This window comes from Qipengyuania polymorpha (assembly GCF_019711435.1).
Lineage (GTDB): Bacteria > Pseudomonadota > Alphaproteobacteria > Sphingomonadales > Sphingomonadaceae > Qipengyuania > Qipengyuania polymorpha.
Window position 1 is genome coordinate 449979 of record NZ_JAIGNK010000001.1, and the last position, 13504, is coordinate 463482.

12 protein-coding genes and 1 tRNA gene are annotated in these 13504 nt (G+C 64.5%); 5 read left to right on the forward strand and 8 right to left on the reverse strand.

Going from position 1 to position 13504, the window contains the following annotated elements; translation table 11 throughout:
- Positions 1 to 11: 11 nt before the first annotated feature.
- Positions 12 to 1520 carry an acetyl-CoA acetyltransferase gene (locus K3152_RS02235; RefSeq protein ID WP_221572405.1) on the reverse strand — a complete coding sequence of 503 codons (1509 nt, stop codon included), beginning with the start codon at positions 1518 to 1520 and terminating at the stop codon, positions 12 to 14.
- A gap of 46 nt (positions 1521 to 1566) precedes the next feature.
- Positions 1567 to 1641 (reverse strand) — tRNA-Gln (locus K3152_RS02240).
- Positions 1642 to 1721: 80 nt separating this feature from the next.
- On the opposite strand from K3152_RS02240, the gene argE reads away from it, so the two are divergent.
- The gene (gene argE / locus K3152_RS02245) at positions 1722 to 2873 is read left to right on the forward strand and encodes an acetylornithine deacetylase (RefSeq protein ID WP_221572406.1); all 1152 of its coding nucleotides are present in this window, start codon (positions 1722 to 1724) and stop codon (positions 2871 to 2873) included.
- On the opposite strand, the gene K3152_RS02250 is transcribed toward argE, so the two are convergent.
- Entirely contained in the window at positions 2870 to 3496 is a 627-nt protein-coding gene (locus K3152_RS02250) for an alpha/beta hydrolase (protein ID WP_221572407.1), read from the reverse strand. The genes argE and K3152_RS02250 overlap by 4 nt on opposite strands.
- 69 nt (positions 3497 to 3565) lie before the next feature.
- A complete protein-coding gene (gene yghU / locus K3152_RS02255; protein ID WP_221572408.1) occupies positions 3566 to 4417 on the reverse strand; it encodes a glutathione-dependent disulfide-bond oxidoreductase in 852 nt (283 codons plus the stop codon).
- 94 nt (positions 4418 to 4511) lie between these two features.
- Here yghU and K3152_RS02260 point away from each other — a divergent pair, with 94 nt between their 5' ends.
- From K3152_RS02260 to K3152_RS02270, 3 genes are all read left to right on the forward strand, one after another.
- Positions 4512 to 5516 carry a DNA topoisomerase IB gene (locus K3152_RS02260; protein WP_247713115.1) on the forward strand — a complete coding sequence of 335 codons (1005 nt, stop codon included), beginning with the start codon at positions 4512 to 4514 and terminating at the stop codon, positions 5514 to 5516.
- A 276-nt stretch (positions 5517 to 5792) separates the two neighbouring features.
- The gene (locus K3152_RS02265; protein ID WP_221573066.1) at positions 5793 to 7853 is read left to right on the forward strand and encodes an NAD(+) synthase; all 2061 of its coding nucleotides are present in this window, start codon (positions 5793 to 5795) and stop codon (positions 7851 to 7853) included.
- Positions 7854 to 7971: 118 nt separating this feature from the next.
- Positions 7972 to 9315 carry an MFS transporter gene (locus tag K3152_RS02270; RefSeq protein WP_221572410.1) on the forward strand — a complete coding sequence of 448 codons (1344 nt, stop codon included), beginning with the start codon at positions 7972 to 7974 and terminating at the stop codon, positions 9313 to 9315.
- A 74-nt stretch (positions 9316 to 9389) separates the two neighbouring features.
- On the opposite strand, the gene K3152_RS02275 is transcribed toward K3152_RS02270, so the two are convergent.
- Genes K3152_RS02275 through K3152_RS02285 form a run of 3 tightly spaced genes read right to left on the reverse strand, consistent with a single transcriptional unit; the run spans position 9390 to position 11151 of the window.
- Positions 9390 to 9812 (reverse strand): DoxX family protein, encoded by a 423-nt coding sequence (locus K3152_RS02275; RefSeq protein WP_221572411.1) that lies wholly within the window; start codon positions 9810 to 9812, stop codon positions 9390 to 9392.
- A 29-nt stretch (positions 9813 to 9841) separates the two neighbouring features.
- Positions 9842 to 10435: an FMN-dependent NADH-azoreductase gene (locus tag K3152_RS02280; RefSeq protein ID WP_221572412.1), complete on the reverse strand. Its 594-nt coding sequence runs from the start codon at positions 10433 to 10435 to the stop codon at positions 9842 to 9844.
- Positions 10436 to 10449: 14 nt separating this feature from the next.
- Positions 10450 to 11151: a pirin family protein gene (locus tag K3152_RS02285; RefSeq protein WP_221572413.1), complete on the reverse strand. Its 702-nt coding sequence runs from the start codon at positions 11149 to 11151 to the stop codon at positions 10450 to 10452.
- Between the two features lie 108 nt (positions 11152 to 11259).
- Here K3152_RS02285 and K3152_RS02290 point away from each other — a divergent pair, with 108 nt between their 5' ends.
- The gene (locus K3152_RS02290; protein WP_221572414.1) at positions 11260 to 12189 is read left to right on the forward strand and encodes a LysR family transcriptional regulator; all 930 of its coding nucleotides are present in this window, start codon (positions 11260 to 11262) and stop codon (positions 12187 to 12189) included.
- On the opposite strand, the gene K3152_RS02295 is transcribed toward K3152_RS02290, so the two are convergent.
- Positions 12186 to 13265: a branched-chain amino acid aminotransferase gene (locus K3152_RS02295; RefSeq protein WP_221572415.1), complete on the reverse strand. Its 1080-nt coding sequence runs from the start codon at positions 13263 to 13265 to the stop codon at positions 12186 to 12188. The genes K3152_RS02290 and K3152_RS02295 overlap by 4 nt on opposite strands.
- Positions 13266 to 13504 lie beyond the last annotated feature (239 nt).

Below are 13504 nucleotides of genomic sequence, written 5' to 3' on the forward strand. Positions count from 1 at the left end.
CCCTGCCGGGCTTATGCCGGCATCTGCCAGACCCCCATGCCCGCTTCGTCGCGGACTATCAATCCCGGGGTTCCGACGGGCTCCCCATTGCCGTTCGTGAGTAAAGAAATCGTAGACTCATCGCTTGCCGGGACATGGGCGAGGGTGCGTGCGCCATCGGGAGTACGGGCGATGATGACACCCGAACGCACCGAACCGTCGCGGGCATAGTGGACAGTGTAGGTTTCGACTGTGGCTTCACCTGCATAATCCTCGTCCAGTGCCGGGATTTTGCCGCGCCGCTCGTCCGCCTCGCGCTGGTAGTCGAACTCCTGCGGGAAGCTGGCGCCCGTCGCTGCTCCGGACAGGAGGATCGAGTGGTTGTGCGTTGCGTAGCCGCCATTGGCAAAGAGGAGGCCCTTATCCCCGGTCCCGCGCAGGCGGAGCACCATTTCGGCCACCGCATGGCTCATGTAATTGCCGATGGGGCCGCCGCCGAAAGTGAGACCACCGAAAACGGTCGCTGGCTTGTCGAGCGGCCAGCCGAGCGCACGCCGCGCCATCTTGGGGACGCAGGGGAAGCAGGAATAGAGTTCGACATGGGCGAGGTCGTCCGCTGTCAGACCGTTCAGCGCCATGGTGCGCTCGATGGAAGTGGCGAGGCTGGGCGAGAAATCATAGCGGTCGCGGGCGAGGAAATTGGCATCCTCATGTGCTGCCGCGCCTTGTCCGACAAAGACGAGCCTGTCTTCGGGAATGCCTCGCTCGCGCGCTTCGGCGAGGCTGGTGACGAGAAAGCCCGCGCCCTGATTCACCGAGGAATTGGCGACCTGCAGCTTGGTGTAGGGGAAGGCGATGGGGCGGTTGGCGGGGGAGGGGGTGACGACTTCCTCGGCAGAAACTTCCTCGCGGATCCACGCGCTATCGTCGGCCGCTGCGACTTTACTCATCCGCGACCAGATTTCGCCGCTCTCTGCCTGTCCCTCTGCGAGTGTCTGGCCATAGGCGGCGCGCACCGCGATTTCGTAGAGCGGATAGACATCGGTCGGTACGACGAGGCCGTAGCTCTGCGCATAGCCGGTACGCTTGCGGTGGCTGGCATCGCGCAGGGCATTGGGCTTGTCGCCGTCCTCGCGCGGTTTGAGTGCTGCCAGTTTGGCTGCCGTCCGCAGCGCCTCACCGCCCACCACGGCGCAGACCTCAGCCTCGTCGCGTGCGATGCGGTTGGCGGCTTCGTGGAGGAGCAGGATGGGGCTGTCGCCGTTGGGCATGGCGGTCTGCATCCGATGGGCAGGGGAGATGCCGAGCGTTTTGGCCAATGCCCCATCGACCGGGTTCAGCTGCGGCCACGCCAGCTGCGCCACCACGGCGAGCGAATCGCATGTCGCCAGCCAGCCGCCCCCAGCATCCTCGTCTGCCCTGCGCAGTGCTGCTGCCATCAGGCCGATGGGGTCGAGCCCGTCGCCGGGGTTTTCGGGCCGATCGTTGATCTGGCCGACGCCGATGATGACGGGGGTTTTGCGCGGGTCCGTTTCGCTCATGCGCCAAGGCTTAGCGAGGCGGACCGGTTTGGCAAAGGAGGGAGGCTGGCTGGGGTGGCAGGGATCGAACCTGCGAATGGCGATACCAAAAACCGCTGCCTTACCACTTGGCTACACCCCAGCAGCGAGGCGCTCCTATAACGCCCTTGGCGGATATGTGAAGGGGTAGCGGGGGCGATTTTGTTCGGCGATACGGGAGGTATGACGAACCTCGCGACCGCCCGCTCGATTCTCGAAACGCTCGTCGCTTTCGACACGACTTCCTCGCGCAGCAACCTGGCGCTTATCGAATGGGTCGAGGACTATCTCGCGCAGCATGGCGTGGCCTCCACCCGCGTGCCCGACGAGACGGGCAAGAAGGCCAATCTCTTCGCCACCTGCGGGCCGCAGGTAGAGGGCGGGGTCATCCTTTCCGGCCATAGCGATGTGGTGCCCGTCGATGGGCAGGCGTGGAGCAGCGACCCGTGGACCGTGCGCGAGGCGGACGGCAAGCTCTTCGCGCGCGGGACAAGCGACATGAAGGGCTTTATCGCGCTGGCGCTGGCCTATGTGCCGCGTTTCGTCGTCGGCACGAAGCCGGTGCATCTCGCCATCAGCTATGACGAGGAGGTTGGCTGCAAGGGCGCGGGCGCGATGATCGAGAGGATGGCGAAGGGCATTCCCGCACCGCGCCTCGCCATAGTCGGCGAGCCCAGCCTGATGCGCATCATCACCGGTCACAAGGGTTCGAGCAATTACGAGGTCACCATCCGCGGGCATGAGGCGCACAGCTCGCTGGTGAATCATGGCATCTCGGCGAATATGGTCGCGGTGCGGCTGATGGGCGAGTTGCTGGAAATAGCGCAGCAGCTGGAAAAGAGCGCCGACCCGGACAACGGCTTCGACCCGCCGCAGGCCACGCTGACCATCGGCAAGATGGAGGGCGGGACGGCGGCCAACATCCTCGCAGGGCATGCGCGCTTCGTATTCGACCTGCGCTGCCCTCCGGGCATCGACCCGGAGGCGGTCCTCGCCCCGTTTCGCGAAAGCTGTGCGAGGGTCGATGCGGAGATGAAGGCGCGCTTCGCCGAAACCGGCGTGGAGCTCGAGCGACTGGCCTCGACACCGCCGATGACCGCAGCAGGGAGTGAGGATGCTGTCGCCTTCGTGCGCAAGCTGACGGGCGAGAACACGCCGCCCGCCCAGGTCGCCTATGCGGCCGAGGGCGGGCAATTCCAGCAGGCCGGTTTCCCGACCGTCATCTGCGGACCCGGCTCCATCGAGCAGGCGCACCAGCCGGACGAGTGGATTGCGCTGTCACAGCTCGAGGCAGGTGCCCGCTTCATGGAGCGCCTCGCGGCCGAACTGACCTAGTCGCGGAGAATCCAGCGCAGCGCGGCAGGCATGGCGGCGATTGGCGCGGTGTAATGGGTTTCCTCTGGCAGGACCGCGAGGCAAGACCGCGACCCGAATTGCTGCTCGAGCTGCGTGCCGAGGCGCTCCACCCGCTCATGCATATGAAGCGTATCGCCGGTCAGCTCGCGGTCCTTCTCCTCGCCGCCGACCGCCAATTTCAGTTGGGCGGTATCGCTGCTGGAAAGCCAGTCACTCGCCGCATCCTCCGCGGCACCTTCGGCCCAGAGCGAAGGCGATATCGCAACGAGGCGGCTGGGAAAGTTTGCGCTACGCGAGGCAGCCTGCAGCAGGAAACTGGCCGAAAGCGAAAAGCCGATGGCTCCAACGCATTTCCCGCCGGACAACTCGCGCTCGACATGGGTGACGAGCTTCTCCGCTTCCCCGCCGAACGCAATGCCAATCGCCTTCAACGCATCGGACGCGAAGGTGAGGTGGCGCGCCCGCTTCCCCAGCAGTTGTTCGGTCGTCCCGCCGCCCATGCCGATGGCGAGGATGGTCAGCCCCATGGACTCGCCGGACTGGACGAGCGCGGTTGCGGCTAGCCGGCAGGCATCACCTATCAGCTCGTCGTCGAGCAGCATTATCGTGGGCCCGTCCGGCGCGCCGATGGTATCCTTGCGGGTAGTGAACAGCCTGCTTCTCCTCGGGCCTTAAAGCCGCTTGCCTTCGAAATCCGCCGCAGAGTGGCGGGTGAGGAGCTGCGTGTCTTCATCGCCCCATGCCTTGTTCACAATCCTGCCGCGCTTGACTGCGGGTCGCTCGGCAATCTGCTTTGCCCAGCGACCGACGTGTTCATATTCGCCGATGGAGAGGAATTTGCGCGCCTCGTTGTAGATCGTGCCTTCGACGAAAGGTGCCATCCACGGCCAGGCGGCGATGTCGGCGACCGTGTAATCCTTGCCGCCAATGTATTCACTCTTGGCGAGGCGCTGGTCGGCGACGTCGAACAGGCGCTTTACCTCCATCGCATAGCGGTTGATGGGGTACTCGTATTTTTCCGGCGCATAGGCGTAGAAATGGCCGAAGCCCCCGCCGATGTTGGGGCCGCTGCCCATCTGCCAGAAGAGCCAGCTCAGCACCTCTGCGCGGGTGTGGTCGGTGGGCAGGAAGGCGCCGAATTTTTCGGCAAGGTGCAGCAGGATCGCGCCGCTTTCGAAGACGCGCACCGGCTCCGGCCCGCTGCGATCCAGCAGGGCAGGAATCTTGCTGTTGGGATTGAGGTCGACGAAGCCGCTACCGAACTGCTCGCCTTCACCGATATTGATGGTGAAGGCGTCATATTCCGCGCCCGCATGACCCGCTTCGAGCAGCTCCTCGAACATCACCGTCACCTTCACTCCGTTGGGCGTGGCGAGCGAATAGAGCTGGAAATCGTGCTCGCCAGTCGGGAGTTCCTTGTCCTCGCGTGCACCAGCGGTCGGCCGGTTGATATTGGCGAACTTGCCGCCGCTTACCGTGTCGGCGCTCCACACTTCGGGCGGGGTATAGGTCGGGTCGGACAATCGCTATCTCCTTGTTCGTCGGGCAGTGTCACGCCCAACCGTTCGTCGCAAGATGGGGAACGGATACAGCCGTGCCACGGTTTCTCCCTTCGCCATGACGAAGCTCATCTATGTCGACGACCAACTGCCCGGGATTACCCGCAAGGGTGCCGGGAAGGGATGGGCCTATTACGACCCCAAGGGCGAGCTCATCACCGATCCCGCCGAGAAGAAGCGGCTCAACGCCATCGCGCTGCCGCCCGCCTATACGGACGCATGGTTCTGCCCCGCACCCAACGGCCACATCCTTGCCACCGGCATCGATGCCAAGGGCCGCAAACAGTACCGCTACCACCCCGATTTCCGCGCCCAGCGCGAGAGCGAGAAGTTCGACAACTGCCTTGCCTTCGGGAACTTGCTGCCGCTGGTACGCAAGAAGGTCGAGGAGGATCTGAAGGCACGCAAGCTCACCCGCGAACGCGCGGTGGCAAGCGTTGTTCGCCTGCTCGATTTGGGCGCGGTGCGCGTCGGTAACGAAGGCTATGCCGAGCGGAACAAGAGCTTCGGGGCGACCACCCTGCGCCGCCGCCATACCGAGGTGACGGGCAAGACGCTGCGCCTGCGCTACAAGGGCAAGTCGGGCAAGATGCGCGACGTCACCCTGACCGACGGCAGCCTCGCCCGGGTGGTGCGAAAGATGCAGGATTTGCCGGGGCAGAACGTCTTCAAATATGTCGATGACGACGGCGAAGTGCAGGCGGTGGATTCGGGCGATGTGAACGAATATCTCGAAGCCTGCATGGGCGAGCGGTTCACCGCGAAGAACTTCCGCACCTGGCACGCCAGCGTGATGGGCTTCGAATGCCTGCGCACGGGCGAGGGGCAGATGCCGATGAAGGCGCTGCTCGAATGCGTGGCGCAGCAGCTCGGCAACACACCGGCGGTGACCCGCAAGAGCTATATCCACCCGGCCGTCATCGACCTCGTCGAGACGCAGGAGGAATGGCGCAAGGGCCTCGAATTGCCCCGCGCAACCCGCTGGCTGACGCGCGAGGAGCGTGCGCTCATTGCCATGCTGCAGGAAAGCCCCAGCGCCGCGGAACTTCTTGCCGCCGCCTGACAAGCGCCTTGCGGCAATTATCTTTTCGGGATAATCGCGACTGCCATGCATAGGGCAGGACAGAAACTCAAGGCCTGGCGCCAGTCGCGCACTCCGCCGCTATCGGCAGAAGAGTTCGCCTCGCGCCACGGTTTCAAGACACAGACGGTGTTCGGCTGGGAAAGCAAGGGCCGCATCGCGCGCGCCGCCGCCCAGCGCAAGCTCGCCGATCTCGGCATCTGCCAGCCCGCCGACTGGATTACCCCCGCTACACCTCCCGCAAAGGACAGCCAGCCCATGGCGCAAAGCGATACGCATCCCTTCTTTGACCTGCACACGCATGGCTTCGTGCGCGTGGCGACGGCGACGCCCAAGGTGCGCACGGCCGATGTCGCCTATAATGCCGAGGGGATACTCGAGCAGGCCCGCAAGGCGCACGAACGCGGCGTCGACCTCTTGCTCTATCCCGAGCTCTGCCTGTCCTCCTACGCCATCGACGATTTGCATTTGCAGACCGCCATGCTGGAAGCGGTCGAGCGGCATCTTGCTGACATCGTCGAGGCCTCGGCTTCGCTGGCGCCCGCACTGGTGATCGGCGCGCCGCTGCGCCGCAATGGCCGCATCTACAATTGCGCGCTGGTGATCGCGCGGGGGCGGCTGCTTGGCGTGGTTCCCAAGAGCTACCTGCCTAACTACCGCGAATTCTACGAGAAACGCTGGTTCAGCCACGGGCGCGAATGCGTGGGGCTGGAGATTGCCGTCAACGGCGAGACCGTGCCCTTCGGCACCGACCTCGTCTTCGACGCCGACGATTTGCCCGGCTTCACCTTCGGCATCGAGATTTGCGAGGATTTCTGGTCGCCCAATCCGCCCGGCACGCTGGCCGCGCTGGCGGGGGCGACCATCCTGCTGAACCTGTCCGCTTCGAACATCACCATCGGCAAGTCGGACGAGCGGCACATGCTCACGCGTGCCAGTTCGAGCCGCTCGGTCTGCGCCTATGCCTATTCGGCCAGCGGCTATGGCGAGAGCACGACCGATCTCGCGTGGGACGGGCAGGGCATGATTTACGAGCTCGGCGATTTGCTGGTGGAAAGCGTGCGCTTCGACCACGCGCCCGAACTCTGCGTCGCCGACGTCGACACCAGGCGCATCCTTGCCGAGCGCATGCGGATGCAGACATGGGGCGATGCGGCCGATGCTGCGGGCCGGCCCGAGGACTGGTATCGCCGCGTGACTTTCCAACACGGTCACGCGCCCAAGGACATCGGTCTCGAACGCCCCATCCGCCGCTTCCCCTTCGTGCCCAACCGGCAGGAGAAGCTCGACGAGGATTGCTACGAGGCATTCAACATCCAGGTCGATGCCCTGATGCGCCGCATCGAGGCGACCCGGCCCAAATGCCTCACCATCGGTATCTCAGGCGGGCTCGACAGCACCCACGCGCTGCTGGTCGCGGCCAAGGCGATGGACCGGCTGGGACGCCCGCGGACCGACATTCGCGGCTACACAATGCCCGGCTTTGCGACCTCCGATGGCACCAAATCCAACGCGTGGAAGCTGATGAAAGCTTTCGGCATCACCGCCGAAGAAATCGACATCAAGCCGACCGCCACGATGATGCTTGAGAACATCGGCCACGCTTTCGCCGATGGCGAGCCGGTCTATGACGTGACTTTCGAGAACGTGCAGGCGGGCCTGCGCACGGATTACCTCTTCCGCCTCGCCGGACAGCATGGCGGCTGGGTCATCGGGACGGGGGACTTGTCCGAACTGGCGCTCGGCTGGTGCACCTATGGCGTGGGCGACCAGATGAGCCATTACGGCGTCAATGCCGGCGTGCCCAAGACGCTCATCCAGTATCTCATCCGCTGGACCACGACGACGAAGCAGTTCGACGAGGGCGTGGACGAGGTCCTGCTCGCCATTCTCGATACCGAAATCAGCCCCGAACTGGTCCCCGCGGGCGAGGACGGTTCCATCCAGTCGACCCAGTCCATCATCGGGCCCTACGAACTCAACGACTTCTTCCTCCACCACGTCATCCGCTGGGGGCAGAGCCCGAGCCATGTCGCGTTCCTTGCATGGCATGCGTGGAGGGATGCCGAGGCAGGCCTGTGGCCCATCGATTTCCCCGAAGAGGCCCGAAACACTTACGACCTCGCCACTATCACCAAGTGGCTGGAAAACTTCGTCAAACGCTTCTTCGGCTTCAGCCAGTTCAAGCGCAGCGCGCTTCCCAATGGGCCGAAGGTCAGTGCAGGCGGGGCCTTGTCACCGCGCGGAGACTGGCGCGCGCCGAGCGATGCAGTGGCCGATATCTGGCTCGAGGATTTGCGGCGCAACGTACCCACCTGACACTGTGACCCTTGCCGAAACCGCAGAAATGCGGCATTTTGCGCAGCAATCGGTTCGTGAAAGGGGCGCGACCGGCCAAGGCTAACAGCCAGCCGATAACCTGTGTGGGGAATTGGTCATGGCGACTGTCGCGCCTGCAAGCGGGCTCGTGCTCGAGAACAGCCAGAAATTACGGCTGTTCACGCTCTTCATCCTTTATGTCGGCCAGGGCATGCCCATCGGGTTGTTCTGGTTCGCAATTCCCGCATGGATGGCGGTCAACGGCGCATCGGCAGCCGATGTCGGTTCGGTAGCGGCGCTCACCGCATTGCCGTGGTCGCTCAAGTTCACCAACGGCTTCTTCATGGACCGCTACACCTACTTGCCGATGGGCAGGCGGCGCGCGTGGATACTCGGGGCGCAGGGCCTGATGATCGCCGTTCTGGTCGTGGGGGCCGTCCTGTCGCCCGCAGTGACCGATATCGCCATCCTCGGCGCGCTGGGTTTCATGCTCAACACGGCCACCGCGTTCCAGGATGTCGCTGTCGACGGCCTCGCGGTCGACATCATGTCCGAGGACGAGCGCGCCCGCGGGAGCGGGATGATGTTCGGCGGGCAGTCGATCGGAATTGCGGCGGCCACCGCCATCTGCGGCTTCGTCATCGAAGACTTCGGCGCGCCCGGCGCCTTCCTGACGGTCGCGGCAATCCTGCTTTTGCTGTGCGCCTACACCGCTGCCTTTCGCGAAAGGACCGGCGAGCGGCGTTATCCCTGGAGCGAAGGCGATGCCCATGCGCGCAATCTCGACATCCAGCTCGACGCGTGGTGGCCGATATTGCGTTCGACCTTCGTTTCGCTCTTCGCGGGCAAGAGCCTCTTGTGGATGATAGCGATGTTCAGCGCGGGCATCCTCTACGGCGGGATGACCGGGGCGGTGCCGCTGATCGGGGCGAACCACGTCGGCTGGGATGTCTCGACCATATCTTCGCACAATGCGAGCGCGGGGCTGGTCGGCGGAATATTGTGCATGACGCTCGGCGGCTGGCTGGGGGACCGCTACGGCGCAAAGCGGATCGGGATCATGTGGATCGTCATCACGCTTGGTCTCCTGACCACCATGTATTTTTCGGTCTCCTATTGGGGAGTTCCGGCGTTATTCCTGGTGTTCGTCTATGGTTGGATGGCGCTCAATGTCCTGCGCACGGTGGCCCTGCTGCCGGTGTCGATGCGGCTGTGCGACCCGACCGTCGCCGCTACCCAGTTCACGATCTACATGGCAGTTTCGAATTTCGGCATTTCCTTCGGAGCGTTCATGCTCGGTCAGTCGGACAGGATGGGCGGGCTCCAGTCCATCTTCGTCGTTTGCGGAGCGGGCTTGATGGTCACGCTCTTCCTGTTGCTGACGGTACGATTTCCCCGCCGTCCGGAATATTACGAAATCCAGAAGCGGCGCGAGATCCTGGCTGCGCACAAGCCGGCCTGAGATCTTGTCGTCGACACAATAAAACTGCCGGAGAGCGCGGGCTCCCCGGCAGTCTGTCTGGACCGGTATTCGACCTATTTGCGGTCGAGCGAGATCGTGCCCGGACCGAATGCGGCGAGCTGGAGCAGGCCGCCTGCGATGGCGATATTCTTGAAGAACATCACGAACTGCGTCTGGTCGCCGATCTGGTTGTGGAAGACGAAGGCCGTGACGAGGCTGAAAGCCGCCAGAGCCAGCGCCGTCATGCGCGTCTTGAACCCGGCGATCAGGGTCAGTGCGCCAAGCACTTCGATCGCCACCGCACCCCAATAGGCCAGCGTCGGGGCGGGAAGGCCGACCGAGGCGATATAGCCGATGGTGCTGGCAGGGTCGGTGATCTTGTTGAGACCGGCCAGCAGGAAAATGGCGGCGAGCATCAGCCGGGCAGCAAGCGCGAGCCAGCTTGTGCCCGGAGTGCCCTCGCTTGTCGGAGCGATAGTGGTTGCTGCAGTGTTCATGGCGGATACCCCTTTCTTGCGTTCCGGCCTCAGGCGGCCAGTTTCTCGACTTCTTCGTGGGCTTCGGCGATTTTCTCTTCGCCGCCTTCGCCCATGATGCCGTCGGCTGCGACCAGATCGACGTCCTGCATGCCGAGGAAGCCGAGGAAGAACTTCAGCCAGGGCGACATGAAGTCGATGTCGCTACCCATGCCGGTGCCGCCCGAAGCGGCGGTGATGAAGACCTTCTTGCCCGTCAGCAGGCCTTCCGGCCCATTGGCGGTATACTGGAAGGTGCGGCCTGCGCGGGCGACGAGGTCGGCCCATGCTTTGAGCGTGGCGGGCACGGTGAAATTGTAGACAGGCACGCTGAAGACGATCGTGTCGGCCGCTTCCAACTCGTCGATGAGTTCGTCGGCAATTTTGGCCAGTGCGTGCTGGTCTTCCGACCGCTCGGCATAGGGCGCTAGATTGGCTGCGTGACGCTCGGCATCGATGAAGGGCAGGTCGTTCTTCGCAAGGTCGCGGGTGACGACGGTGGCACCCTGCTTGGCTGCAAGGCGCTCGACCAGCTTGCTGCCGAGGCTGCGCGAGACGCTCTCTTCGCCGCGGATGCTGGCGGTGAGGTGGAGGATGTTGGTCATGAGAATTCTCCTGCTCAGGCCGCGTCGACGAGGACGAGTTCGCTATCCTCGAGCGCGGTGATGGTGATGCTGTCTTCCTTGGTGATGGCGAGGCCGTCGCGGGCCTGCGCCTTGATATCGCCCACGCGGATGCTGCCGATCGCGGGCACGAGGTAGAGGTGACGGCTGGCGTCGCGCGGCGTGTAGGTCACGCTCTCGCCTGCCTTTACCGTTGCGCCCAGAACGCGGGCGTCGGTGCGGATGGGCAGCGCGTCCTCGTCATTGGCGACGCCGCTGGCGAGCGGGACGAACTGGCCCGCACGGTCGCCCTTGGGGAACTGGCGCGCGCCCCAGCCGGGGTCACCGCCGCGTTCGGAAGGGATGATCCAGATCTGGAAGAGCGTGGTTTCCTCGTCTTCGAGGTTCATTTCCGAATGCGCCACGCCGCGCCCTGCGCTCATCACCTGCACGTCGCCTGCCTCGGTGCGGCCTTCGTTGCCCATGCTGTCGCGGTGGGTGATGGCGCCGGAGCGGACATAGGTGATGATTTCCATGTCGTTGTGCGGATGGGTCGGAAAGCCGCTCTTCGGCGCAATCCGGTCGTCGTTCCACACGCGCAGCGCGCCCCAGTTGACGCGGGCGGGGTCGTGGTAACCGGCGAAGGAGAAATGGTGGTTGGCATCGAGCCAGCCGTGGTTGGCCTTGCCGAGCGTGCTGAAGGGACGATGTTCGATCATTGTGTGGTCTCCCGATGGGGAATGGCTTCGTTGGACCAAGAGATAGACATTGCGGTGTGTTCCGATAACTGCGATAAAACGCGCCAAGATGTTCAGGAAATCAGAACAGTGAAACTAGGTGAACCAAGCCTCGACCAATTGCGGATCTTCCTCGCCGTGGCGGAGGAAGGCAGCTTCGGCGCGGCCGCGCGCAAGATGGGCCGGGCTGTCTCGGCGGTCAGTTACGGCATTTCGCAGATGGAAGCGCAGCTGGGCGTGTCGCTGTTCGAGCGTGAGGGGTCGCGCAAGCCCGTGCTCACCGAGGAAGGACGCGGTCTGTTGACCGAGGCCAAGGCGGTGGCGGATGGCATCGACCATTTGCTTGCCAAGACACAGAGCCTGCATGCAGGGCTCGAGAGCGAGCTCTCGCTTGTGGTCGACGTCATGCTGCCGGGCGAGGTCACTGCAAGCGTACTGCGTGACTTCCGCGTGATGTTCCCCACCGTCGCGCTGCGCCTTCAGGTCGAGGCTCTTGGAGCCGTCGCGGCGTGCCTGCTGGAGGGCGGCGCGGATCTCGGTATCGGCGGGCCGGTGCTGGCCGACCATCCCGAACTCGAACGCCAGGCCATCGGCGCAGTCGAACTCGTTCCCGTCGCCGCGCCCGACCACCCGCTGGCGCGCTCGGGCATCGAGCCGGGGGAGAGCCGCAAGCACCTCCAGCTTGTCCTTACCGACCGCTCGCCGCTTACCGAGGGCCGCGAATTCTCAGTCCTGTCACCGGAAAGCTGGCGGCTGGCCGACCTCGGTGCAAAGCACGCGCTGCTGAAAGAGGGCATCGGCTGGGGCAACATGCCGCGCCACATGGTAAGCGGCGATATCGACGAGGGGCGGCTATGCCTGCTCGACCTGCCCGAAAAGCCCGGCGCGCATTATACACTGAGCGCGCTGTGGCGCCGCGATGCGCGGCCCGGTCCCGCGACCAGCTGGCTCATCGACGCCATGCGCGAGCGGATAGGAAAATGCAGCGGCGTGGAGCCGTCGGTTATCGGCGAAGCCTAGAGCTTCATCGTCCAGCCGTGCGAGTCCTCGACGCGGCCTTTCTGCAGGCCGACCAGCTTGTCGCGGACCTTGTTGGTCATCTGGCCGGTGCCGCCGCTGCCGATGGTGAACTCGCCATCGGGGCCGAGCACGGTGCCGACCGGAGTGACAACCGCTGCCGTTCCGCAGGCCATCGTCTCGAGCAGCTTGCCTGTGGTCGCATCCGCGCGCCACTGGTCGATGCTGTAGGGTTCCTCGCGCACCTGCAGGCCCTCTTCGCGCAGCAACTGGATGAGGCTGTCGCGGGTGATGCCGGGCAGGATGGTGCCGGTGAGCGGCGGGGTGATGACCGTGCCGTCGTCGAAGACGAAGAACAGGTTCATGCCGCCCAGTTCCTCGATCCACTTCTTCTCGACCGCGTCGAGGAAGACGACCTGGTCGCAGCCGTGCTCGATACCCTCGGCCTGCGGCACGAGGCTGGCGGCGTAATTGCCGCCGGTCTTGGCCGCGCCGGTGCCGCCGGGGGCTGCGCGGGTGTAATTACGGCTGACCCAGATTTTCACCGGCTTCGCGCCGCCCTTGAAATAGGGGCCGACAGGCGAGGCAATGAGGATATACTTGTACTGCTTGGCCGGACGCACGCCGAGGAAGGCTTCGGAGGCGAACATGAAGGGGCGCAGGTAAAGCGAGCCGTCGGGGTCGCTCGGCACCCAGTCGCGGTCGGCGGCGACCAGCTGGCGGATGGATTCGAGGAACAGCTCTTCCGGCAACTCGGGCATAGCCATGCGGCGCGCGCTGTCGTTGAAGCGGCGCGCGTTCTGCTCGGGCCGGAACAGCGCGAGGCTGTCGTCGGGCTGCTTGTAGGCTTTCATGCCCTCGAAGATTTCCTGCGCGTAATGCAGGACAGCCGCTGCCGGGTCGAGACTGATGGCCTCGCGCGGGCCGAGCGTCGCCTTGTGCCAGCCGCCCTTGTCCTCATCATAGTCGATGACGACCATGTGGTCGGTGAACAGCTTGCCGAAACCGGGGTCCTGTAGCGCTTCTTCGCGCTTGTCGGCGGGTGTGGGGGCGGGGTGAGGGAGGTGATCGAAATTCATGGGTGCGCGGTTAGTGGGTGAGGGCGCGAGAGGCAAGCGTGAGTCTGGTTTCTCTCGCGGCTGTTCGGCCCTTCGGGCCTGCCTCCGAGGGGCGGCGCATAAGCGCCGACGGGCAGTCGCCTTTTGACTGCCGTGACCAAGAACCAATGGTTCGATTTGATGCCAAACGCGAGCCGAAGGCGAGTGCAAGCGCGACTGCGCGTCGGCCGGTTAGGCCGGAAGCCAAGCGACGCGGACGC

Excerpts from the sequence above, each read along its gene's own strand:
- K3152_RS02235 (WP_221572405.1), bottom strand. The coding sequence starts at position 1,520 with ATGAGCGAAACGGACCCGCGCAAAACCCCCGTCATCATCGGCGTCGGC.
- argE (WP_221572406.1), top strand. The coding sequence starts at position 1,722 with ATGACGAACCTCGCGACCGCCCGCTCGATTCTCGAAACGCTCGTCGCT.
- K3152_RS02250 (WP_221572407.1), bottom strand. The coding sequence starts at position 3,496 with ATGCTGCTCGACGACGAGCTGATAGGTGATGCCTGCCGGCTAGCCGCA.
- K3152_RS02260 (WP_247713115.1), top strand. The coding sequence starts at position 4,512 with ATGACGAAGCTCATCTATGTCGACGACCAACTGCCCGGGATTACCCGC.
- K3152_RS02265 (WP_221573066.1), top strand. The coding sequence starts at position 5,793 with ATGGCGCAAAGCGATACGCATCCCTTCTTTGACCTGCACACGCATGGC.
- K3152_RS02270 (WP_221572410.1), top strand. The coding sequence starts at position 7,972 with ATGGCGACTGTCGCGCCTGCAAGCGGGCTCGTGCTCGAGAACAGCCAG.
- K3152_RS02275 (WP_221572411.1), bottom strand. The coding sequence starts at position 9,812 with ATGAACACTGCAGCAACCACTATCGCTCCGACAAGCGAGGGCACTCCG.
- K3152_RS02280 (WP_221572412.1), bottom strand. The coding sequence starts at position 10,435 with ATGACCAACATCCTCCACCTCACCGCCAGCATCCGCGGCGAAGAGAGC.
- K3152_RS02285 (WP_221572413.1), bottom strand. The coding sequence starts at position 11,151 with ATGATCGAACATCGTCCCTTCAGCACGCTCGGCAAGGCCAACCACGGC.
- K3152_RS02295 (WP_221572415.1), bottom strand. The coding sequence starts at position 13,265 with ATGAATTTCGATCACCTCCCTCACCCCGCCCCCACACCCGCCGACAAG.